At 58.8% G+C, this 21,878-nt stretch carries 26 protein-coding genes; 11 read left to right on the forward strand and 15 right to left on the reverse strand.

Going from position 1 to position 21,878, the window contains the following annotated elements; all coding sequences use genetic code 11:
• Window positions 1–6 precede the first annotated feature (6 nt).
• Window positions 7–1,797 (reverse strand): ATP-binding protein, encoded by a 1,791-nt coding sequence (locus AC1DRN_RS05415; protein ID WP_223459232.1) that lies wholly within the window; start codon window positions 1,795–1,797, stop codon window positions 7–9.
• A 10-nt stretch (window positions 1,798–1,807) separates the two neighbouring features.
• On the reverse strand, window positions 1,808–3,154 hold the full coding sequence (algB, locus tag AC1DRN_RS05420; protein ID WP_223459234.1) for a sigma-54-dependent response regulator transcription factor AlgB: 1,347 nt from the start codon (window positions 3,152–3,154) through the stop codon (window positions 1,808–1,810).
• 438 nt (window positions 3,155–3,592) lie between these two features.
• On the opposite strand from algB, the gene AC1DRN_RS05425 reads away from it, so the two are divergent.
• The 4 genes from AC1DRN_RS05425 (at window position 3,593) to AC1DRN_RS05440 (ending at window position 7,699) form a co-directional block, all read left to right on the forward strand.
• Window positions 3,593–3,880 carry a hypothetical protein gene (locus tag AC1DRN_RS05425; RefSeq protein ID WP_223459236.1) on the forward strand — a complete coding sequence of 96 codons (288 nt, stop codon included), beginning with the start codon at window positions 3,593–3,595 and terminating at the stop codon, window positions 3,878–3,880.
• A gap of 70 nt (window positions 3,881–3,950) precedes the next feature.
• Entirely contained in the window at window positions 3,951–4,115 is a 165-nt protein-coding gene (locus AC1DRN_RS05430; RefSeq protein WP_223459238.1) for a DUF1328 domain-containing protein, read from the forward strand.
• A 792-nt stretch (window positions 4,116–4,907) separates the two neighbouring features.
• Complete coding sequence (gltP, locus tag AC1DRN_RS05435) at window positions 4,908–6,239, forward strand: glutamate/aspartate:proton symporter GltP (RefSeq protein ID WP_223459242.1); 1,332 nt, start codon at window positions 4,908–4,910, stop codon at window positions 6,237–6,239.
• A gap of 230 nt (window positions 6,240–6,469) precedes the next feature.
• Entirely contained in the window at window positions 6,470–7,699 is a 1,230-nt protein-coding gene (locus AC1DRN_RS05440; protein WP_223459244.1) for a nucleoside recognition domain-containing protein, read from the forward strand.
• On the opposite strand, the gene AC1DRN_RS05445 is transcribed toward AC1DRN_RS05440, so the two are convergent.
• Window positions 7,681–8,778: an aminopeptidase gene (locus tag AC1DRN_RS05445; RefSeq protein WP_223459246.1), complete on the reverse strand. Its 1,098-nt coding sequence runs from the start codon at window positions 8,776–8,778 to the stop codon at window positions 7,681–7,683. The genes AC1DRN_RS05440 and AC1DRN_RS05445 overlap by 19 nt on opposite strands.
• A gap of 59 nt (window positions 8,779–8,837) precedes the next feature.
• Here AC1DRN_RS05445 and AC1DRN_RS05450 point away from each other — a divergent pair, with 59 nt between their 5' ends.
• Window positions 8,838–9,260 carry a PA0061/PA0062 family lipoprotein gene (locus tag AC1DRN_RS05450; RefSeq protein WP_223459248.1) on the forward strand — a complete coding sequence of 141 codons (423 nt, stop codon included), beginning with the start codon at window positions 8,838–8,840 and terminating at the stop codon, window positions 9,258–9,260.
• Between the two features lie 41 nt (window positions 9,261–9,301).
• Complete coding sequence (locus AC1DRN_RS05455) at window positions 9,302–9,724, forward strand: PA0061/PA0062 family lipoprotein (RefSeq protein ID WP_223459250.1); 423 nt, start codon at window positions 9,302–9,304, stop codon at window positions 9,722–9,724.
• Window positions 9,725–9,728: 4 nt separating this feature from the next.
• Here AC1DRN_RS05455 and AC1DRN_RS05460 read toward each other — a convergent pair whose 3' ends face one another.
• Window positions 9,729–9,962 carry a DUF1161 domain-containing protein gene (locus AC1DRN_RS05460; RefSeq protein WP_223459252.1) on the reverse strand — a complete coding sequence of 78 codons (234 nt, stop codon included), beginning with the start codon at window positions 9,960–9,962 and terminating at the stop codon, window positions 9,729–9,731.
• A 111-nt stretch (window positions 9,963–10,073) separates the two neighbouring features.
• Between AC1DRN_RS05460 and AC1DRN_RS05465 the strand changes: the two genes are divergently transcribed.
• Both AC1DRN_RS05465 and AC1DRN_RS05470 read left to right on the forward strand, forming a co-directional pair.
• Window positions 10,074–10,253, forward strand: a complete 180-nt coding sequence (locus AC1DRN_RS05465; RefSeq protein ID WP_457266021.1) for a hypothetical protein — start codon at window positions 10,074–10,076, stop codon at window positions 10,251–10,253.
• Window positions 10,254–10,352: 99 nt separating this feature from the next.
• Window positions 10,353–11,354: an LLM class flavin-dependent oxidoreductase gene (locus tag AC1DRN_RS05470; RefSeq protein WP_223459254.1), complete on the forward strand. Its 1,002-nt coding sequence runs from the start codon at window positions 10,353–10,355 to the stop codon at window positions 11,352–11,354.
• Window positions 11,355–11,422: 68 nt separating this feature from the next.
• Here the strand turns inward: AC1DRN_RS05470 and AC1DRN_RS05475 are convergent, their stop codons facing one another.
• Both AC1DRN_RS05475 and AC1DRN_RS05480 read right to left on the reverse strand, forming a co-directional pair.
• Entirely contained in the window at window positions 11,423–11,644 is a 222-nt protein-coding gene (locus tag AC1DRN_RS05475) for a DUF1161 domain-containing protein (protein ID WP_223459256.1), read from the reverse strand.
• A 120-nt stretch (window positions 11,645–11,764) separates the two neighbouring features.
• Window positions 11,765–11,980 (reverse strand): dodecin, encoded by a 216-nt coding sequence (locus AC1DRN_RS05480; RefSeq protein ID WP_015092929.1) that lies wholly within the window; start codon window positions 11,978–11,980, stop codon window positions 11,765–11,767.
• Between the two features lie 155 nt (window positions 11,981–12,135).
• On the opposite strand from AC1DRN_RS05480, the gene AC1DRN_RS05485 reads away from it, so the two are divergent.
• Window positions 12,136–12,459: an ElaB/YgaM/YqjD family protein gene (locus tag AC1DRN_RS05485; RefSeq protein WP_007969764.1), complete on the forward strand. Its 324-nt coding sequence runs from the start codon at window positions 12,136–12,138 to the stop codon at window positions 12,457–12,459.
• Here the strand turns inward: AC1DRN_RS05485 and AC1DRN_RS05490 are convergent.
• Window positions 12,456–13,349, reverse strand: coding sequence for a LysR family transcriptional regulator (locus AC1DRN_RS05490; protein ID WP_223459258.1), 894 nt, complete (start codon window positions 13,347–13,349; stop codon window positions 12,456–12,458). The two genes, AC1DRN_RS05485 and AC1DRN_RS05490, sit on opposite strands and share 4 nt — an antisense overlap.
• Window positions 13,350–13,473: 124 nt before the next feature.
• Here AC1DRN_RS05490 and trpB point away from each other — a divergent pair, with 124 nt between their 5' ends.
• Complete coding sequence (trpB, locus tag AC1DRN_RS05495; RefSeq protein ID WP_218431420.1) at window positions 13,474–14,694, forward strand: tryptophan synthase subunit beta; 1,221 nt, start codon at window positions 13,474–13,476, stop codon at window positions 14,692–14,694.
• The gene (gene trpA / locus AC1DRN_RS05500; RefSeq protein WP_104450435.1) at window positions 14,694–15,506 is read left to right on the forward strand and encodes a tryptophan synthase subunit alpha; all 813 of its coding nucleotides are present in this window, start codon (window positions 14,694–14,696) and stop codon (window positions 15,504–15,506) included. Before trpB ends, trpA begins: the two co-directional genes overlap by 1 nt.
• A gap of 154 nt (window positions 15,507–15,660) precedes the next feature.
• Here trpA and AC1DRN_RS05505 read toward each other — a convergent pair whose 3' ends face one another.
• The 8 genes from AC1DRN_RS05505 to AC1DRN_RS05540 form a co-directional block, all read right to left on the reverse strand.
• Window positions 15,661–17,622 carry a DUF7844 domain-containing protein gene (locus tag AC1DRN_RS05505; RefSeq protein WP_223459261.1) on the reverse strand — a complete coding sequence of 654 codons (1,962 nt, stop codon included), beginning with the start codon at window positions 17,620–17,622 and terminating at the stop codon, window positions 15,661–15,663.
• Window positions 17,619–17,939, reverse strand: coding sequence for a DUF2388 domain-containing protein (locus AC1DRN_RS05510; RefSeq protein ID WP_477786647.1), 321 nt, complete (start codon window positions 17,937–17,939; stop codon window positions 17,619–17,621). Before AC1DRN_RS05510 ends, AC1DRN_RS05505 begins: the two co-directional genes overlap by 4 nt.
• 27 nt (window positions 17,940–17,966) lie before the next feature.
• Complete coding sequence (locus AC1DRN_RS05515) at window positions 17,967–18,284, reverse strand: DUF2388 domain-containing protein (protein ID WP_223459263.1); 318 nt, start codon at window positions 18,282–18,284, stop codon at window positions 17,967–17,969.
• Window positions 18,285–18,391: 107 nt separating this feature from the next.
• The gene (locus tag AC1DRN_RS05520) at window positions 18,392–18,712 is read right to left on the reverse strand and encodes a DUF2388 domain-containing protein (RefSeq protein ID WP_223459265.1); all 321 of its coding nucleotides are present in this window, start codon (window positions 18,710–18,712) and stop codon (window positions 18,392–18,394) included.
• A gap of 146 nt (window positions 18,713–18,858) precedes the next feature.
• A complete protein-coding gene (locus AC1DRN_RS05525) occupies window positions 18,859–19,068 on the reverse strand; it encodes a DUF1127 domain-containing protein (protein WP_223459273.1) in 210 nt (69 codons plus the stop codon).
• Window positions 19,069–19,326: 258 nt separating this feature from the next.
• Complete coding sequence (locus AC1DRN_RS05530) at window positions 19,327–19,542, reverse strand: DUF1127 domain-containing protein (RefSeq protein WP_108218709.1); 216 nt, start codon at window positions 19,540–19,542, stop codon at window positions 19,327–19,329.
• A 320-nt stretch (window positions 19,543–19,862) separates the two neighbouring features.
• Window positions 19,863–21,356 carry an acetyl-CoA hydrolase/transferase family protein gene (locus tag AC1DRN_RS05535; protein WP_223459267.1) on the reverse strand — a complete coding sequence of 498 codons (1,494 nt, stop codon included), beginning with the start codon at window positions 21,354–21,356 and terminating at the stop codon, window positions 19,863–19,865.
• Window positions 21,357–21,569: 213 nt separating this feature from the next.
• On the reverse strand, window positions 21,570–21,878 hold a 309-nt coding region (locus tag AC1DRN_RS05540; RefSeq protein WP_477786648.1), incomplete at its 5' end, for an NAD(P)(+) transhydrogenase (Re/Si-specific) subunit beta.

Here is a 21,878-nt window from a genome sequence, read left to right on the forward strand (position 1 = left end):
GGTGAGCTAAACGGTCAGCGCCATGTAGAACTGAGTACCTTGCCCCGGCCGGGAGTAGACGCCCATGCGCCCGCCATGCAATTGCACGATTTCCTTGCACAAGGCCAGGCCGAGCCCGGCCCCGCCCTTTTTGCGTCCGACCTGTACGAACGGCTCGAAGATCCGCCCCTGTTGACCGTAGGCGATGCCTTCACCGTTGTCCTCGACACTGATGATGACCCGGTCGCCGTGGCGCCGGGCCTGCAGGCGTATTCGCCCGCCGGAGCCGGTGTGACGCAAGGCATTGTCGAGCAAGTTGTCGAGTACCCGGTCCAGTTGTGGCTGGTCGGCCTGTAATCGCGGCAAAGGTCCCTGCACATCCACCAGCAGATTGATTTCCTTCTCTTCGGCCGCTGTGGCAAAGCGTGACTGAGCCTGTTCCAGCAACGCCTCGATGGAACACGGCGCCAGGGTGAGTTTCTGCAAGCCGTTCTGGTAACGGGAGAAATTCAGCAGGTCATTGATCAACTGCATCAGCCGCTGCATCTCTTCATTCACGGTATCGAGCAGGTCGGCTTCCCGGGAATCCCGGGCAAAGTGAGCGCGCTCGCGGAACAATCCGAAAGCCATGTGCATGCCGGTGACCGGTGTGCGCAACTCATGGGAGGCGCGCAATACAAATTCGCTGCGTACCCGCTCGAAGGCACGCTGTTCCGTGACGTCATGCAGCACCATCACGGCACCGAGAATATGTCCCTGGGTATGGCTTACCGGGGTCAGGCTATAGGTCAGTAGTCGCGACTCGCCATCGACTTCGATGCTCAAGTCTTCCGGCGCCCGCTCCAGCGTGCCGCCGCGCAGCACCAGTTGTAGCTGCTCATCGAGTTCGGGGCGCTCCAGCGCCGTTCCCAACCCTAGACCCAGACGATCGGATTCCCAGCCCAGCTGACGCTGGGCCACAGGGTTAAGGTGTTCCAGATGGCCCTGACGGTCGATCATCAGCAGTCCGTCGTCAATGCTGTCGAGTACAGCCTGCAAACGCTGCTGACCGGCCAGCAGTTCATCGACGTTAGTGGCCTGATGCTCACGCAGCGCCTGGGCCATGATCCCGAAACGCCGGGTCAGCTGGTTCAGCTCCACCGCCGAAGAGATCGGCAGGGTGACATCGTAATTGCCCTGGCCGATATTGTCCGCCGCCTTGGCCAAAGCCTCGATGGGCTCCCCGAAGCGCCGGGCGATGGCCTGCGCGGTCACGAAGCCGACGATCAGCACCGCCAGCGCCACCAGGCCAAGCAACCCGGCAATCAGCTGCGCCTGCTCCCGGGCCTGGCGCTCGGTATCTTTGATGTTATCCAGTGCGCGCTTGTGCTCGGCGATCAGGCCATTGCGTAGCGCGTTGAGTTTTTCCGTCAGGTTGCTGTGGCTGCCGAGCACATTCGACGGGTCCGGGGACGTTTCATAAGCCTGGATAAAGCGCTCGTAGTCGGCCTTGGCTTTTCTGAAGCCGTACTCGCTTCCAGTCTGCGCTGGCTCCTGGGCGATGCCTTCCTCGAGCAGTTCGAAGTAATGCTGCTTCGAGGCGGCGAAAGCGGCGGAGTCAGGTTTCTCGCTGAGCATGATGATCAGTTGATCACCCAGGGTCTGACGCAGTTTGAGCCCCAGGTCCAGAGTGACGAAGTTTTTGCGGGTGGGCACTTCCTGGCTGCCGGCCATCTGCATCACGCTGACCAGCCCGAGCAAGAGCCCGAGCAACGCGATGGTCATCAGTGCGGAGATGCTCAGGAACAGCCGGGTCCGCAATTTCATCGCCAGTTTCATCCGCTGTTGCTCACAAGTTGTACTGTTTGCGTTTGCGGTACAGCGTCGAGGCGTCGATGCCCAGGGTTTTCGCCGCTTGGTCCAGCGTGTCGGCGGTGGCGAGGACCGCACCAATGTGGGCCTTTTCCAGTTCATCCAGGCTCAGAGCCGCGCCGATACGCGGTGCATTGTGGACCGGGGTTTCGGCCATGCCCAGATGACTGATCTCGACCCGCTCCTGCGGACAGATGATGCTCGCCCGCTCGATCACGTTGCGTAGCTCACGGATGTTGCCCGGCCAACGATAGCCCAGCAGTGCTTCCCGCGCCTCGTCGCTGAAGGCGCGCGCGGGACGGGCGTATTCCTTGACGAAGCGTGCGAGGAAACGATCGGCGAGGTTGAGAATATCTTCGCGGCGTTCGCGTAGCGGTGGCAGGTGCAAGGTAATGACATTCAGGCGATAGAGCAGGTCTTCTCGGAAACGACCGTCGCGGGCCATGTCCTCAAGGTTGAGGTTGGTGGCCGCGAGGATGCGCACATCGGCGCGACGGGTCACCGCATCACCGACGCGCTCATATTCCTTGTCCTGAATGAAACGCAGCAACTTTGGCTGCAATGTCAGGGGAAAGTCGCCGATCTCGTCGAGAAACAGCGTACCGCCATCAGCCTGGTTGACTCGGCCCAAGGTGCTTTCGCTGGCACCGGTGAAGGCGCCACGGCTGTGGCCGAAAAGTTCGCTCTCCATGAGTTCAGCGTTCAGTGACGGGCAGTTGATCGTGACGCAGGATTTCTTCGCGCGTTTGCTCCAGCCGTGAATGGCTTGGGACAGTTCGCCCTTGCCGGTACCGGATTCACCAAGAATCAGGATATTGGCATCGGTCGTGGCAACTTGGCGGGCGGTTTCGAGTACCACTTTCATGGCCGGGCTATGGGAGTCCAGCCCATCCTTGGGCTTGCGTACTTCACCTTCCAGGGCTTCCAGTCGCGCCGACAGTTGCCGCACTTCCAGTTGCTTGGCGGTTGCCAGCCGCAATTGATCGGGGCTGCACGGTTTGACCAGATAGTCAGCGGCACCGGCCTGAATCGCATCCACTGCGGTGTCGACCGCTGAGTGCGCGGTGACGATCACCACCCGCATCCAGGGCGCCTGAATACGCATCTGGGCCAGCACATCAAGGCCGTTGTCTTCACCCAGACGCAAATCGAGGAAGCACAGGTCGAAGACCTGTCGCTGCAACAGGGCTTCTGCCTGCGCTGCGCTGGTGGCGGTAGCCACGCTGTAGCCTTCGTCTTCGAGGCAATAACGGAAAGTACGCAGGATGGCGGACTCATCATCCACCAGCAGAATGCGGCCTTGATGCTCAGTGGCTGATTCCATTTTCCTACGCTCCTTAATGAATAATCTTTATTTGGTCTCGGAGAAATCGGGCAAGTTGCATGATTGATTCTGAGCCATTCCGATCATGGCAGGGTAGCTTTCATCCCATGTATCGCTTAGCCACCTGATTTCGCCGGTCTTTTAATGGATGCCCGGTTTCTTACAAAAACCAGCGTGTATTTCTGACATCCGCGCCCTCCTCTCAATTCAAAAAATTTACGCACTCCTTCAAACGAATCATGCAATACGCACGACCGCGCAAGTGGCATCGTGCAGGATGCGTGCGAAGTGATTTTTTTGATGATTGTAAGATATTGAAATTAAAGAAAATTAAATTGAGTCAAAGCTGGCATGTGGGCTGCAATTGTCTGGTTAACCAGGGCATTCAAAAACAGACGCCCGCTATCGAATACCGACCCGAGTGGCAGGAGATCCAGGATGAACCGCCAACGCGCCGCCTACCTGCACTTCTCGCCTGTGCATATCGAGCAAGGACTGCTTGCTGTTCTGGCGCTGTTGATCACCCTGATCGGCGGCCAGCAGTTTCTGCGCTGGGAGCAGAGTCAGCAGCCGGAAGCGCCACGCCTGTCGATTCCGCATCCGACCCAAACCCATTTCAGTGCTGTCAGTAGTCTTCAGGCCGACACCACCCCGATGCGCATGATGGATGTCGACCAGACCGGGCCTGTGGGTGAGATACGTCATCAGGAGCATTGGGTGTTCTAGGCAAAACTTCTGCGTACACGATGCGCCGGGAAACGCAGCACCTCTAAACACAAGCGTAAGGAGAATTACCATGTTGAGCTGGGCAATCACATTCCTGATCATCGCCATAGTCGCTGCCGTACTGGGTTTCGGTGGTATCGCGGGCACCGCCACAGGTATCGCCAAGATTCTGTTTGTCGTGTTCCTGGTGATGTTCGTTGCTTCCTTCTTCTTTGGCCGTCGCGGTCGAAGCTGACATGAACGGTTTGTTCAAGGCACTGGCAGCCGCCCTGTCGATGGAGCAAACGAAGAAAGATCCGAACGGGTATTGAAGTACACACATGAGGGAGGCCACAGCGCCTCATTCCACCTGCGTCACCTGAGGAAGGCTGGCGCATGACCAAGGGGTCGGGATGTTCTGCCTGTTTCAGGGGCGGAGTGACCTACGGGTACAGCGAGTGCCTGCGCAAGGGCCGGGTCAGGAAAAGCTGCTGCGCAAGTTCGCCGGACCGCCATGGTTCGACGGGCTTGCGAAGGGCTTGATCACGCAACACATTGAAATAGAGCGCTCGTCTCGGCTTCCTCACCGTTCTCGCGTTCTTGTCCTGGTAACGTCGGAAAATACTTTTCCCGGTGTTTCACCAGCGACCGTATATCGAGAAAAATCACTTTTTTTTGGCCGCGATTTTTCGCTTCGTCCTGCGGGATTCTGCTGAAAAATCAATTCTCGGCCACTGCTCAAAAAACACTCAATCTGCTCTATGATGACCGGTTCACGGCACTTATACCTGCCGAAATGTCGTATTCGAACCGGTTGGGACGCGCGGTTTACTAAAAAAACTTCATGCCGATTCGGCATAGGGTAGGCGTTTACGGCATTAGACGGCGCTCCCTTGCATCGGAATAGTTGCGCCTTTTTCGCCTGCCGGAGAGCCATAAACACGCGTTCCGGGGCACCTTATACGGGGGTAGATGCACTAGACTTTTTCGCCATAAGCGTTCCAGTTCGTGCATCTCCCTGAGTCAAACAACAATTAAGGGTAAAGATATGAAGAAGGCAAAGCTTAGCCTCGCCTGGCAGATCCTCATCGGTTTGGTATTGGGGATTGCAATCGGTGCGCTGCTCAACCATTTCAGTGCCGAAAAAGCCTGGTGGATCAGCAACGTCCTGCAACCGGCAGGCGATATCTTTATCCGTCTGATCAAGATGATCGTGATCCCGATCGTCATCTCCTCCCTGATTGTCGGCATTGCCGGCGTCGGTGATGCCAAGAAGCTGGGGCGTATCGGCTTCAAGACCATCATTTACTTCGAGATCGTCACCACCATCGCCATCGTGGTCGGTCTGCTGCTGGCCAACCTGTTCCATCCGGGTGCCGGCATCGACATGAGCACCCTGGGCACTGTGGACATTTCCAAGTACCAGGCCACGGCGGCCGAGGTTCAGCATGAACACGCGTTCGTCCAAACCATCCTCAACCTGATCCCGTCGAACATCTTCGCGGCCATGGTTCGCGGCGAAATGCTGCCGATCATCTTCTTCTCCGTATTGTTCGGTCTCGGCTTGTCGAGCCTGCAGGCGGACCTGCGCGAGCCGCTGGTGAAGATGTTCCAGGGCGTATCGGAAAGCATGTTCAAGGTCACTCACATGATCATGAACTACGCCCCGATCGGCGTGTTCGCACTGATCGCGGTGACTGTGGCCAACTTCGGCTTCGCGTCGCTGATACCGTTGGCCAAACTGGTGATCCTGGTTTACGTCGCCATCGCCTTCTTCGCTTTCGTGATCCTGGGCCTGATCGCTCGCCTGTTCGGCTTCTCGGTGATCAAGCTGATGCGCATCTTCAAGGATGAGCTGGTACTGGCCTACTCCACCGCCAGCTCCGAAACCGTGTTGCCGCGCGTGATCGAGAAGATGGAAGCCTACGGCGCGCCGAAAGCCATTTGCAGCTTCGTGGTGCCGACCGGTTACTCGTTCAACCTCGACGGTTCGACCCTGTACCAAAGCATCGCGGCGATCTTCATTGCCCAGCTGTATGGCATCGACCTGTCGATCAGTCAGCAGCTGCTGCTGGTACTGACGTTGATGGTCACCTCCAAAGGCATCGCCGGCGTACCGGGCGTGTCCTTCGTGGTACTGCTGGCTACCCTCGGCAGCGTCGGTATTCCACTGGAAGGCCTGGCGTTCATCGCCGGTGTCGACCGCGTCATGGACATGGCCCGTACCGCACTGAACGTGATCGGCAACGCCCTGGCTGTTCTGGTTATCGCTCGCTGGGAAGGCATGTACGACGACGCCAAGGGCCAGCGCTACTGGAACTCCCTGCCGCACTGGCGCAGCAAGGAAAAACTGCCGGCGGGTGAAACTTTCAAGGGCTGATCAAACCCTGTGTAGATTGGCTTTTTGTGGGAGTGAGCTTGCTCCGGGCGGCGTTCCGACGATAGCGGTGTATCAATCGACATCAATGCTGGCTGTGAGTCCCTCATCGCGAGCAAGCTCGCTCCCACAGTGATCTACGACGGCTGTCCCAACAAACCCCGGAGAAATCCGGGGTTTGTCGTTTCTGGCCACCCCGCTATCATTCGCGGATCTTTTGGGGGATTTGACTGATGCTCAATGGCCTGTGGCTTGGCTTCTTCATCGTGGCAGCCGTATCGGCGCTGGCGCAGTGGCTGATCGGCGGTAATGCCGGGATTTTCGCGGCAATGGTGGAAAGCATTTTTGCCATGGCCAAGCTGTCGGTCGAAGTCATGGTGCTGCTGTTTGGCACCCTCACCCTCTGGCTGGGTTTTTTGCGCATTGCCGAGAAAGCCGGGATCGTCGAATGGCTGGCCAAGGCCCTGGGGCCACTGTTTTTGCGCCTGATGCCTGAAGTCCCGCCGGGTCATCCAGCCATCGGCCTGATCACCCTGAACTTCGCCGCCAACGGCCTGGGCCTGGACAACGCCGCCACGCCGATCGGTCTCAAGGCCATGAAAGCGCTGCAAGAACTCAATCCCAGCGCTACCGCCGCCAGCAACGCACAGATCCTGTTCCTGGTGCTCAACGCCTCTTCGCTGACCCTGCTGCCGGTGACCATCTTCATGTATCGCGCCCAGCAAGGCGCGCCCGACCCGACGCTGGTGTTCCTGCCGATCCTGTTGGCGACCAGTTGCTCGACCATTGTCGGCTTCCTGTCGGTGGCGTTCATGCAGCGCCTGCGCATCTGGGACCCCGTGGTGCTGGCTTACATGATCCCCGGTGCCCTCGCTCTTGGTGGGTTCATGGCGTTACTGGCGACCCTTTCGGCGACCGCGCTGGCCGGTCTGTCATCGATCCTCGGCAACCTGACGCTGTTTGGCCTGATCATGCTGTTTCTGCTGATCGGCGCGCTGCGTAAGGTGAAGGTCTACGAGGCCTTCATCGAGGGTGCCAAAGAGGGGTTCGACGTCGCCAAAAACCTGCTGCCCTATCTGGTGGCGATGCTCTGCGCGGTTGGCGTATTGCGAGCTTCCGGTGCGCTGGACTTCGGCCTGGACGGGATTCGCCATCTGGTCGCGTGGGCCGGGTGGGACACGCGATTCGTCGATGCGCTGCCGACGGCGATGGTCAAACCCTTCTCCGGTAGCGCTGCCCGGGCGATGCTGATCGAAACCATGAAGACCTCGGGCGTCGACAGCTTCCCGGCGCTGGTGGCGGCAACGGTCCAGGGCAGTACCGAGACGACGTTCTATGTCCTGGCGGTGTACTTCGGCGCCGTGGGCATCCAGCGCGCACGCCATGCAGTCGGTTGTGCATTGCTGGCGGAGCTGGCCGGGGTGCTGGGTGCAATCGGGGTTTGCTATTGGTTCTTTGGTTGATCGGCCCCGTCAGCCAATGCTTTCAGCGCCGCCTTGCGCTCGCCCGCGGGCAAGGCGCCGAGCTTCTCCACGGCGGCATAAAACCTGAGCCAATCGCCATTCACCTGATGGAACAGCACGGCAAATGCCGGTACCCATTGGTCGTATAAACCAAACGGCAAAAGTCGGGCATTGTTCATCGGGGCATAGATCCAGGCGTCGTAGCGTTTGTCTGCGGCCCACTGACTGTCACGCAATTGCCGGTATTCGCTGCGCAAGCGCTCGAACTCGGCAGCCTTGCGCTGGCGCATTTGTCCGGTTGGCAGCGGCAAGGTGTAGAGCTTTTCCAGTCGGGTGCGGGTCTTGAGCACCAACGCAGTGAACTGGTTGCGCTGACGCGCCTGCGCATTGTTATCCGGTGGCAGGAGGCGGTAGGCGCGCCATTGGCGAGTACCTTCCTGCTCGACGAAGGTGGCGAAGGATTCGTTGAACTCCGTGTCGTCCTTCACATAGAAGCGCTGATGGGCCAGCTCGTGAAAGATCAGCGTGGCCAGTCGCTCGTCCCCCCAGCCCATCATCGAACTGATGATCGGGTCGTTGAACCAGCCGAGTGTCGAATAGGCCTCGACGCCGCCAATCGACACGTCCATGCCCTGCAAACGTTGCAAAGCTGCTTCGCCGCGGGCTGCACTCTGGCTGTAGTAACCGCGGTAGGCCACGCAGCCGGCGATGGGGAAGCAGTGGTTTACAGGCTTGAGAGAAAATTCCGGCGTGGCGAAGACATTCCAGACCACGAAGGGGCGCCCAATGTCCGCGTACAAGCGGTAACTCTGGTTATCCGGCAGGTGCAATTGCTGGCTGGCGAACGTTCGGGCCTTTTGCGATTGCTCCAGGTGTGTGCGCAGTTTTTGATCGCGCGCCGGGTCGGCAATCACGCTGGAAACCGGCTCCCTGGCCCGCAGCAACTGCAGTTGGCCGCTGGCCAGTTGGTGGTAGTAGCTGACGCTGGCGCAACCGTTGAGCAACAAAAACATCACACCCGGAAACAAAACGCGAAAAACGCGATCAAGTAAGCCAAGGCTAGGAAGCGGCCTGAACACAATAATTCTTCCTTGGAGAGTCTTTCCGCAAGACTATCCTGCCTGACTGGAGCTCCGCTATGCGCATGTTGATACTGACAGGAGGCCTGCTGATGCTGGCCGGCTGTGCTTTTTTCGGACTACCCCGCCCTGATCCTGCGCAAGCCTGGATCGACCTGGACTCGAAGCAAAAAGATACGACTCTGCAGGCGCTGGAGGTTGATAACAAGGCCACCGACGACAAACGCTATTTCCAGGTCCGGCCCGGTAGCCATGAGCTGACGGTCCGCTACCAATTCTCGGTCCAGCCCACCAACATCGGCCCTGACGCCGAACCGTTGTGGCGCGATTGCCAGTTGAACGTGAAATTCAACGACTTCAACGCGGGCGAGCGTTATCGGCTAAAGGTGGGGAACATCGGTTTTCGGCCTTGGGCGAAGCTCTACGATGAACAGCGAAAAGTGGTTGGCCAAGGCACGCCTGCGGGCTGTCAACACACCTGATCGGCGTTATGCTGAATGTATAACCCCTTGGGACATTCATCATGTACAGGTTGATGCTGTTGCTGGCTGCCAGCATTGTCGCTGGCTGTCAGAGCCCGATGCCGACGGCTAATCCAAAGATGGCCTGGGTCGATTTTTCCACGCCCTTCCCTAACGATAAATTGCTGATGGCCGAGCGTCTGGATAAACAGCGCTTGGCCGACGGGCGTTTTTTTGAGGTTATGCCCGGCAGCCATGAACTGATCGTCCGCTTTGACTACGAAGTACCTGGTGGCGGGGGCTTGAACATGATGGGCGGCCCTTCTGAACGCATATGTTACTTGACCATCAACTTCGATCATTTCGAAGCCGGCCAACGTTATGTGCTTGAAGGCCGCTCGATTGCCTTCATCCCTGAAGCCAGGCTATACAACGCCAAGCGGGAGATCGTTGCAGAAGATCGGGAGTCTTACTGCTTGATGTGAGGTGTCAGCGGTCGTTCTTCTGGTAGATGATTTTCTTGGTGCCGTTTTCGCACGAGCCCACGACCATGTTCTGGTCGTGGACCTCGTCGTTGGTGACGATTTCAAGCGTGTAGGCGGTGACGCCACTGGCCTGGATCTTGGCTTCGATCTCGGCCTTGAGTTCTTCGCAGGGTTTCGGTGCCGCGAGGGCCGAAGTGGCCAGTGCGCAACAGATAACCGCCAGGGTAAAACGTTTCATGGTTGAAGCTCCTTTGACGCAGCACGCACAGTCATGGGTTTTCGCTGCTGTCGTTTATTCGACCACAGTTTTAGCGGGCAAATCTGTCGCGACGCAAAAAAGATCGCAGACTTGAGCACCATCTACCGAATGATCCCGGCAGGTTGCCAAGGCTGCGATCTTTTGTGTTCAACGAAAATCCAGCCAACCAGTGTGGCCTCCAGGCTGATCTTCGCATTCAGCACTTTGGAAACCGGGCAGCCCTGTCCGATCAATCTGCTTTTTTCGCGGGATTTTTTACCGGGCTATTGAAACTCGGGTATATGCCCACATTGCATGAACACGCTTTTGGATTCGGCAGGTTTGCGTTCGCAAGAACAAACCTGCGCCCTCAATTGGAGAAGCAGGTTTATGAAACGACTGTCCGATATCAAGTTCTCGACCCTCGACCTGGTGCCGGTGCGCGAGAACGGCAGCGCGGCCGAGTCGCTGCGCAATTCGCTGGACCTGGCGCAGCACGTCGAGAAACTCGGTTACAACCGCTTCTGGGTGGCTGAACACCACAACATGGACGGTATCGCCAGTTCCGCGACTTCGGTGCTGCTTGGTTACCTGGCCGGTGGCACGTCGACCATTCGTGTCGGTTCGGGTGGGGTGATGTTGCCCAACCACGCACCGTTGGTGATTGCCGAGCAGTTCGGCACCCTGGAAAGTCTATATCCGGGCCGCATTGACCTGGGCCTGGGGCGCGCGCCCGGTTCCGACCAGATGACCGCACGTGCGCTGCGCCGTGAACGCTCCGGCAGCGCCGACGATTTCCCGGAAGATGTGGCGGAGCTGGTGCGCTATCTCGGGCCGCGTACTCCGGACCAACGCATCATCGCCATGCCGGGCACCGGGAGCAATGTGCCAGTCTGGTTGTTGGGGTCGAGCCTGTTCAGTGCACAACTGGCCGGTGAGCGTGGTTTGCCCTACGCCTTCGCATCGCATTTCGCACCGCGCTACATGCATGAAGCGATTCGGGTCTATCGCAATCACTTCAAGCCGTCAGCCGTTTTGGACAAACCTTACGTGATGCTCGGCGTGCCTTTAGTGGCAGCCGATACCGACGAGCAGGCCGATTACCTGGCGACTTCGGTGTTCCAGCGGATTCTCGCCCTGATGCGTGGCCAAAGCCTGGTACAGCGTCCACCGGTGAAGACCATGGACGGCCTGTGGCTGCCCCATGAGAAAGAGGCCGTGCACGATTTCCTTGGCTTGGCCATGATCGGCAGCCCGCAGAAAATCCGCGCCAAACTCGAGGTCCTGATTGAACAGACCCAGGCCGACGAGCTGATTTTCACCTGTGACCTGTACGAACATTCGGATCGCGTGCATTCCTACGAGCTACTGGCGCAGCTCATGCGAGGCTGATACTCAAACGGCAGGCATAAAAAAGCCGGCGCCAGGGCGTCGGCTTATTCATTCAGGCGAGAGTCGGCCTACTTTTTATAGACGATCACTTTGGCGCCCGCTTCGCATTTGCCAACGACTTTCCCGCCGGCAGCGGCACTTTTATCGACAATCTCCAGCGAATATCCGGAAACGCCCTTGGCATCAAGTTTCGCTGCGATTTCGGCTTTCAGCTCATCGCATGGCTTGCCGCCCGCCAATGCGGTCCCTGCAAGGCTCAACAAGCCTACCGCCAACATAAACTTCTTCATCGGTGCATTCCCTGGTCAGATCATAGGGGTAACCAGCCGTCAGCCGGACGCACTCATGCAGTGCTTTACCATTCCCTATGGCATTCGGCCGGCGTGCAAGTTCAGAAGACTAGCCCAAAGTCAGCTGCTGGCAATCCGGAACCCGACTTTCAAGGTCACCTGAAAGTGCGCAGCCTTACCGTCCCTGATGTGCCCACGGGTCTCGGTCACTTCAAACCATTCCATGTACTTGATGCTTTTGCTGGCTTCGGTCAGGGCGTTGTTGATCGCATCTTCGATACTGCTGGTAGACGAGCCAACCAGCTCGACTTTCTTGTAGGTGTGATGGTCAGACATGGCGTTCTCCTCGGCGTGTGAATTACAGCCTAGCAGTGATTTTTCCTATTTTCTGTTGGTCGCTGTGAGGATGAAGTTCAGGTTTTCTGCACTTTCTCGAACCCCTGCAGTCCCAACCAACACATGCCACTCATCACCAATGCAGGAGAGTCACCATGGCCAACACCTCGTTACGCAAAGCCTCATTGCAAAGCATGGAAGCCGAGATCGAGAGTCTGCTCAAGTCTTTGGAAAGCTTGAAGGACGACGCCTCGGATGAGTCGCGTAAAACACTCAAGACCCTGAAAAGCAACGCCGAGAATGCCTTGAAGCACTCGCGCCATTTGCTGGCCGATGCCTATGAAGAGGTCAAGGTCAAAACCCGCGAAACCGGGATTGCCACCCGGGACTACGCCCAGGAACACCCCTGGACAACAGCCGGTGTCGCCGTGGGCGCATTAGGCCTGCTGGCCGCTTATCTGTTGTGCAAGCGTGATTAATCCGTTTGACGCAGTTCGTTCTTGAGCCACTGCGCCAGTTGCCGGGCGCGCCCGTCCGCGGCGCGCTTGGGGAGCCACAACGCCAGGTGTGCCGGGGTTTCACTGAAGCCCCATGGCGCAACCAGGCGGCCGGCCTTCAAGTCCTCCGTCACCAAGGGTTCGGGGGCAATCGCCACACCCAGACCCGCGACGGCGGCTTCCAGCAAGTAATACAAATGTTCAAATCCCTGACCGTACTTCAGCACCCTCGCGTCGAGTCCACGTGGTTGCGCCCAACTCGGCCAGGCTTGCGGGCGTGAGGTGGTGTGCAGCAAAGCCTCGCTCAGCAGTGCAGTGTCCGGCGCGTCCTTGAGCCGTTCATAGCCGGTGAACCGTGGGCTCATGACCGGGCCGATGCGTTCGCTGGCCAGCTCAAAAACCTGCATGTCCGCGGGCCAGGGGGGCTCGGCAAATACCAGCAAGGCGTCCAGCCCCGGCCTTCGCGGGTCGAGATCGCCTTCTCCGGCCGACAGGTGCAGGCGCAAGTCCGGCAGGTCGGCATTGAGTCTCCCCAGTCGCGGGATAAACCAGCGCGCCAGCAGGCTTCCCGAGCAACCGAGCACGAATGGAGCATCGGCCGTGCTTTGTGTGAGTTCGGCGCAAACGCTGCGCAGACGCTCGAAGGCCTCGCTGCTGGCATCACGCAGGCGCAACCCGGCATCTGTGAGTTTCAGGCCGCGTCCGTCCTTGATGAACAGGCTTACGCCGAGGTGTTCTTCAAGCACCTTGAGTTGCCGGCTGACGGCCCCATGGGTGACATGCAACTGTTCGGCCGCCTGACTTACGCTGTTCAAGCGGGCAGCGGCTTCGAAGGCGCGAAGCGCGTTCAGCGGAGGAAGGTCATGGCTCATTTGATCTGTGAGTTTTCCTGACAGGTGGCGGCGATCTTATCGGTTTTCAGGTCGGGGCGTCAGGGGTAGAGTGAAGCCCACTATCTCTTTATGCATCACTTCACGCATTCAACTGGAGCGCCAAATGACCCAGACTAATCTGCGCAACGGCCCTGATGCCAACGGCCTGTTTGGCGCGTTCGGCGGTCGCTACGTTGCCGAAACCCTGATGCCGTTGATCCTCGACCTGGCCCGTGAATATGAGTTGGCCAAGGAAGATCCTGCATTCAAGGAGGAACTGGCCTACTTCCAGCGCGACTACGTCGGACGCCCAAGCCCACTGTACTTCGCCGAGCGCCTGACCGAGTTCTGTGGCGGCGCGAAGATCTACCTCAAGCGCGAAGAGCTGAACCACACCGGCGCGCACAAGATCAACAACTGCATCGGCCAGATCCTGCTGGCGCGACGCATGGGCAAAAAACGAATCATCGCCGAGACCGGCGCCGGCATGCACGGTGTGGCCACTGCCACCGTCGCCGCGCGTTTCGGTCTGGATTGCGTGATCTACATGGGCACCACTGACATCGAACGTCAGCAGGCCAACGTGTTTCGCATGAAGCTGCTGGGTGCCGAAGTGATCCCGGTGGTGGCTGGCACCGGCACGCTGAAAGACGCGATGAACGAAGCCCTGCGTGACTGGGTGACCAACGTCGACAGCACCTTCTATCTGATCGGCACCGTGGCCGGTCCGCACCCTTACCCAGCAATGGTTCGCGACTTCCAGGCCGTGATCGGCAAAGAAACCCGTGAGCAACTGCAAGCCCAGGAAGGCCGTCTGCCAGATAGCCTGGTGGCGTGCATTGGCGGTGGTTCCAACGCCATGGGCCTGTTCCACCCGTTCCTCGACGACAAGAGTGTTGAAATCATTGGCGTTGAAGCCGCCGGTTACGGCATCGAGACCGGCAAGCATGCGGCCAGCCTGAACGGCGGTGTACCGGGTGTGTTGCACGGTAACCGCACCTTCCTGCTGCAGGACGACGATGGCCAGATCATCGACGCCCACTCGATCTCTGCCGGCCTCGACTACCCGGGTATCGGTCCGGAGCACGCATGGTTGCATGACATCGGCCGCGTTCAGTACACCTCGGTGACTGACGACGAAGCCCTCGCTGCATTCCACCAGTGCTGCCGTCTGGAAGGGATCATCCCTGCCCTGGAAAGCGCCCATGCCCTGGCTGAAGTGTTCAAGCGCGCACCGAGCCTGCCAAAGGATCACCTGATGGTGGTCAACCTGTCCGGCCGTGGCGACAAAGACATGCAGACCGTAATGCACCATATGGAACAATCAAAGCAGGAGAAACACTGATGAGCCGCCTGCAAACGCGTTTTGCCGAACTCAAGGAACAGAACCGCGCCGCCCTGGTGACCTTCGTGACCGCCGGCGACCCGGGCTATGACACGTCCCTGGCCATCCTCAAGGGCTTGCCGGCGGCTGGTGCCGACGTGATCGAACTGGGCATGCCCTTCACCGACCCGATGGCTGACGGCCCGGCCATCCAGCTCGCCAACATCCGTGCGTTGGGTGCCAAGCAGAATCTGGCGAAAACCCTGCAAATGGTTCGCGAGTTCCGCCAGGACAACAACGAAACGCCGCTGGTGCTGATGGGGTACTTCAACCCGATCCACATGTACGGCGTACCGCGCTTCATTGCCGAAGCCAAAGAGGCCGGCGTTGACGGCCTGATCGTGGTCGACCTGCCGCCGGAGCATAACGGCGAACTGTGCGACCCGGCGCAGGCCGCGGGCCTGGATTTTATCCGCCTGACCACGCCAACTACCGACGATGTGCGCCTGCCGACCGTTCTCAACGGCAGCTCCGGTTTCGTCTACTACGTCTCTGTGGCTGGCGTGACTGGTGCCGGGGCCGCCACGCTCGAACACGTCGAGGAAGCGGTCGCCCGTCTGCGCCGCCATACCGACCTGCCGATCAGCATCGGTTTCGGTATCCGTACCCCAGAGCAGGCGGCGTCCATCGCTCGCTTGGCTGACGGTGTGGTGGTGGGGTCGGCATTGATCGACCAGATCGCCAATGCGGCAACCGCAGAACAGGCCGTCGACGGTGTATTGAGCCTGTGCTCGGCGTTGGCGGACGGCGTGCGTAAAGCCCGCGTCAGCTAAGGGTAAAGTTCCTGATACAGAGGAATTAGAGCCTCGCGGCACCGACAAAACAGCAAAAAGGGCTTCAGGACTGTGTTCTGAAGCCCTTTTTGCTGTGTGTGGCTGAACGATGTAAACCTTGTGGGAGCAAGCTCGCTCCCACAAGGTTGCGCTATCAAGGCAATTCTATCCCGCCTGACGCCTTGTGCAGTTTGCGCAAGTGCTCGCCAATCTGTTTCACGTTGGCCTCATTGGCAGCCATTTCGGCGGCACGGCCCGGTTCAAGCAACGCTCTCACTTCCTTGTCCAGATCCCCGGACAGTGCCAGGAGCTGCTTCTGGCGCTGGCTGCTTTCCGATTCCAGATGCTCCCACTCGCTCGGTTGCGGCAAGCCATAACCGTTGGTGCCCAGCAGCTCCGCCGGCCGGCTGAGGAAGCCACTGTTGGCGAGAATGTCCTTGAGCGTCTCGTTGGCCTTGTCCATGCCGCCATTCTTCAGTTCTCGGGCGCCCAGATAACGCTGTTTCACTTCATCCTGGGCCAACAGCAGTTGCCGACGAAAACTCGCTTGCTCCAGCAGAAGCAACGCCGCACTGGTGCGCAAATCAGCCTGCTCGAACCATTGCCGACGCTCCGCGGCTTTCAAGTCGAGCCAGTCTTCGACGGTTTCCTGTTTGATCGGCAGGTGCTTTTTCAGGACATCGAACATGGCTTGATAGCGATCGCGGAAGGAGTCGAAACGATAACCCAGACGCAGGGCTTCCCGTGGATCGTCCAGCACACTGGTGTCCGCCAGTCCCCGTCCCTTCAGCACTTCCAGCAAACCGTTGGGCATGATGTTGTCGAGTCCAACCAACTGCGGGTTGTTGGTCCCGCCGCGCAGCAATTTCAGTTCCTCCACTGCGCAGTTGTTTGACAGGAAGAAGTAGTTGCCGTCGTAGCTCCAGTGCATTTCGGCGGCACGTCCCACCACGTCTTCAATCTCTCTGCGCGACAGGTTCAGGGGCACGGAGGCCAGGCTGCGCAGTTCGGTCTTGGTGTATTCGTCGATGACCTGGGACAGCGGCAGGATAAACAGCCGCGACGGGTATTTACCGACCAGGCCATCCCAGCTCGACAGCTGTACGTCGCCGACGAAGGCGCGGTACGACAGCACCAGATGCTGGTCCAGGTCCAGTCGACAATCCGGTCCGCGTGGTCGGCCCGGCGCGCAGATCACCAGGCGCAACATGCTGTGGCCCCAGCGGCTGAACAGGTTCTGGTTGGCCTCGGCCAGCAGATAGTCAACGGCATACACCCGCTCCGGATCGACCTGGCCCAAAGGTGTCTTGGCGAAGTCGTTGCCGGCATTGAGGAAAGCGAAGGTTTTACTGCAGGTGTTTTTGGCGGCAGGCGCCCAACCGAAATGTTCCTTGTAGTAGCGGTACAGCGCGGGTCGGCGGCAGGCGTAGCTCGGGTCGAGGAGGAAATACTCCATGTTGACCGCGACGAATTCCTTTGGATTGCTGGTCTCGTAGATGTCCGGACTGCGGGCAATCTGGCGATTGTGCTGTTCGCGTTCACCGCGACGGCCTACGTATTGCTGCCAACCGGCGAGGTCGAGCAGGCGTGGATCATCACTGAGGGTAAAACGCCGATCCGACTGGCCCCGGCATTGGTCGGGAATGCCAACCAGCCCTGAGCTGTTGTTGCGCTGGGTGCAGCGTTGAATCAGCTTGCGCTCGGCATCCGGCCACAGGCGCGAGCGATCGTAGATGTGAGTCAGCTCGTGCAACACCGTGGCCAGCATTTCCCGGCGCACGGTGCCATGGGGGCGATGGGTTTTCTTCGTCGCGGCGCTGCCATCGGTGAGACCGGCCAGCAGGTTGCGGTTCAGATCGAGCTCGGACACCAGTGATGCCTGACCGTAGGCGTTGCGTGGCATGTCATCGGTCCAGCCGACGTCGATGCGTCGATCGAGTTGCTCGATAAAGCGTGGCGGCAGTGCCTGCATGGCTTCATCGAGCAAAGCTTGGCTGGCTTGCTGTTGCGTGGGAGTCAGACCTTCGGTCTTTAGCTGTAATTGAAGGCCTGCGTGGGCCGTGTTGCCTAGCAGCAACAGGGCCCCGGCCAGCAGCCAGGCGCCTGGACGCTTCACAGCGCGAGGATGGCTTCGGCGAGGTCCTGATCACTGGCGTCGCGAGCTTCAGGCACGCGGGTACGCAGCAGGTCGAAAGCGGACTCCAGGTGAGCGCCACGAATGTCGCCATTGCTGGCAACGAAACTGGCGGCGTCGTCCTGGGCTTCGCRCACGATTTTCGAATCGCGGATGGACGTGGTGGTGTCGGAGGTGAAATCGAGGGTGCGCTGGGTAGCACGGATCAGCATATTACTGGTGGCAACCAGAGTATGTGCCTGGGCCACATCGGCCAACAGCAGCAGGCCTAAGGTGGCAGCAATCAGCGGGTTACGCATGGAACGACTCCAGAAAAGCAGGGATAACTATTGGACGAGAATTGCTTGTGCCAGTTCAAGGTCGCTGGCATGAAGTTTTGCCTGGGTTCGGCGCAGATACCGCAGGGCCGACTCCAGTCGTGCGCCTCTCAGTTGGCCGTCACTGGCAATGAATGCCGCGGCGTCATCCTGGGCGGCGAGCAGCAGTTTATGGTCGAAGGGGGCGCTGGTCACCAAACTTGTGGCGTAACCGCTGGCGACGACGCCTTGGGTGGACAGGTTGAAAGCGTCATAAGCGTGGGCTGATCCGCAGTAACCAAGGGTAAGCAAGACTGGAGCGATCAAGAGACTTGAAGGAAAACGCATGAGACTCGACAGTTGGAAATGAGTCCCAAGGCTAGCGCAAGGCCCGATCTAGAGCCAGCGTCGAAACATTGGGGCGCGCCGGGCGTGCCCCATGTCTGTGCCGTCGTTTAGATCGTCAGGATCGCTTGCGCCAGTTGGGCGTCGGTTGCGTTCAGCTGTGGCGCCTGGCGGTGAATGTGATCGATGGCGCTTTCCAGTTTCACGCCGCGGATGGAGCCTTCACTGGCGACGAAGCTGGCGGCGTCGTCACGGGCGGCAAGCACGATCTTGTCATCCTTGAACGAAGACGAGACGACGTTGGTGGTCGCATCGGACGTGGCTTTGAGCGCATTGACTACAGCATCCGTGGTCACGATGAAGCTGCTGGCTTGGGCACTGGCAGCCACGGCAAACAGGACCGCGGCGCTAAGCAGGCGAAGACGGGGCATTGGGGTAACTCCTTTGGGTAGACCAATTGAAATATGGCGCAGTGTCTGCAATGTCAGACGCCAGGCACTCGGCGTTCGCTACGTTCTGGTCTGATATTAGGCTTGTGCGTGCCGGTTCGAACAGCCCCGACCATGCCAGCAGGAAGTCAGCGCCAGAACGGTTTATCCAATTCATTGCTGCGGTCGGCGTGGCTGATAGCAAGATCTGATAGCTGACGATCATCGAGTTGAGCCAGTAAACGTCGTGTTCTCGCTCTTTCGAGACTGGCGAAGAGCCCTGTTAACAGATCGCTGACCCCGTTCAGGCGAGGTCTCGATTGAACCGATGGGGTGGAAACATCCTGTAAAAAATTCATGGTGCGGTCCCTGTCCTGATAGGTAGAGGGTTCCATGCTGACACCGGCCGAACATCCGCTACAGACACACTGCGATGATATTGTACTCATCAAATTTGTATTTTTTTCAAACTGTACTGGTATCCGGGTTTCCCTACTGTAAGACTGGATTTGACAGGCCAAAACGACAAAACCCGTCGTGGTTTCCCACGACGGGTCTTGTTTTTTCAATTCGGGTTGCTGGCGGTGGACCTTCAGGTCAGAGCCAGCGACGCTAGCTTAGCGCCAGAACGGCTTGCTCAGCTCTTCGTAGCGTTGTGCTTCGCTAATCCCGGCGTCAGCCAGCAGACGCGAATCCAGGCGAGCCAGTTGATGGCGGCTGGTGATGCGGCGCTGCCACAGCATCAGGTTGGCGATAACGCGCAGAGGCAGGGAAGCCTGGGTTTTTGCAGCAGTGTCTTGAAAGAACAGATCGGAACTGAGTGTACGTTCCATGGTGGTCATCCTTCCGCTTATGGCGGGATTAGGTAGTGGTTTAACTGGTGCCCATGATCCTCTCGTTTGCCTAGTCTCTGTAGATACAGTTCATCTGTATTGTGAGGGCTCAGTTAACTGTTTATAGGGGGTGTACTGGTCAAAATTGAGGCAACTGTACCTATGCGCACTATTAAGGTGCAAAATTGCTGTTTTGGCTCGGTAAGGTAGGAATTTTCCTCGGGAAATGACCGGTACAGCAGTACAGTTTTTTTCATATTGGGAGGCGGGTAAGAGCCAGCTGACGAAACTGTGTTTGCGCCAGCTGCTATCTGTAGCAATTACTTCTTCAGCATTTGCCCGGTTTCTTCCAGGTTTATGTGCCAGCTCAAGGCGTCACGCAGGATGTGCGGGGTGTGCCCGCCGATGGCGCATGCGGCGGTGAAGTAATCATTCAGCGCCTGGCGGTAATCCGGGTGCACGCACTTGTCGATGATGATCCGGGCACGCTCCCGCGGTGCCAGGCCTCGCAGGTCTGCCAGACCGACTTCGGTCACGAGGATGTCGACGTCATGTTCGGTGTGGTCAACATGGCTGACCATCGGCACCACGCTGGAGATCGCACCGCCCTTGGCGATCGACTTGGTCACGAACACGGACAGGTGCGCGTTGCGCGCGAAGTCGCCCGAGCCACCGATGCCGTTCATCATCCGTGTACCGCAGACATGGGTGGAGTTGACGTTGCCATAGATGTCGAACTCCAGGGCGGTGTTGATGCCGATGATGCCGAGGCGGCGCACGACTTCAGGGTGGTTGGAGATCTCCTGCGGGCGCAGGACCAGTTTGTCCTTGTAGCGCTCCAGGTTGCCGAACACGTCGGCATTGCGCCGGCTCGACAGGGTGATCGAACTGCCCGACGCAAAACTCAGCTTGCCAGCGTCAATCAGGTCGAAGGTCGAGTCCTGCAGGACCTCGGAATACATCGTCAGGTCTTCGAACGGTGAGTCGATCAGGCCGCACATCACAGAGTTGGCGATGGTGCCGATACCGGCTTGTAGCGGGCCGAGCTTGTTGGTCATGCGTCCGGCTGCCACTTCCTGTTTAAAGAAGTCGATCAAGTGATCGGCAATGGCTTGGGTATCGGCGTCCGGTGCCAGCACAGTGGAGGGTGAGTCGGCCTGGTTGGTGACCACGATGGCGACGATTTTTTCCGCTGGAATCGGGATGGCGGTGCTGCCGATGCGGTCGTCGACCTTGACCAGCGGAATCGGTGTACGGGTCGGACGGTAGGTCGGAATATAGATGTCGTGCAGACCTTCGAGATTCGGGTTGTGCGCCATGTTGATCTCGACGATCACGTGCTTGGCGAAAATCGCGAAGCTGGCCGAGTTGCCGACCGAGGTGGTTGGCACGATATGCCCTTGCTCGGTGATCGCCACGGCTTCAATCACGGCAATGTCCGGCAGTTTCAGTTGCTGGTTACGCAATTGCTCCACGGTTTCCGACAAGTGCTGGTCGATGAACATGACCTCGCCGGCATTGATCGCCTTGCGCAGGGTGCTGTCGACCTGAAACGGCATGCGTCGCGACAGCACGCCAGCTTCGGTCAACTGCTTGTCGAGGTCGTTGCCCAGGCTTGCGCCAGTCATCAGGCTGATCTTCAGCGGCGTGACCTTGGCGCGCTCGGCCAGCGCCTGGGGGACGGCCTTGGCTTCGCCGGCGCGAGTAAAGCCACTCATGCCGACGGTCATGCCGTCCTCAATCAGAGCGGCAGCGTCGGCAGCGCTCATCACTTTGTCCAACAACGAAGGCAGGCGAATACGGTCACGGTACATGGATTGTTATCTCGGGCAACAGGTAGCAGGACGTGCAGTCTAGTGAATTGCGCCAGCTTCTGTCCCGCTACCAAGGTCGCAATCGAGGCGTCTATTCCGGGCCTTTCAAGCAAAACACCGTTACCGGATCGGTAACAAAAGAATAGTTTGTCCGACGATTTGCGCAAACAAAAACGCCCCGACGAGTCGGGGCGTTCTGTGTGCCGCAGAGGGTTACTCGACAGCCTTGACCATGTCTTCGATGACCTTCTTGGCGTCACCGAACACCATCATGGTCTTGTCCAGGTAGAACAGCTCGTTGTCCAGACCGGCATAGCCGCTGGCCATCGAGCGCTTGTTGACGATGATGGTCTTGGCCTTGAACGCCTCGAGGATCGGCATGCCGGCAATCGGCGATTTCGGATCGTTCTTCGCCGCCGGGTTGACCACGTCGTTGGCCCCCAGCACCAGCACCACGTCGGCCTGGCCGAACTCGGAGTTGATGTCGTCCATCTCGAACACCTGGTCGTAAGGTACTTCGGC

The sequence above is a fragment of the Pseudomonas sp. P5_B3 genome (assembly GCF_056400405.1).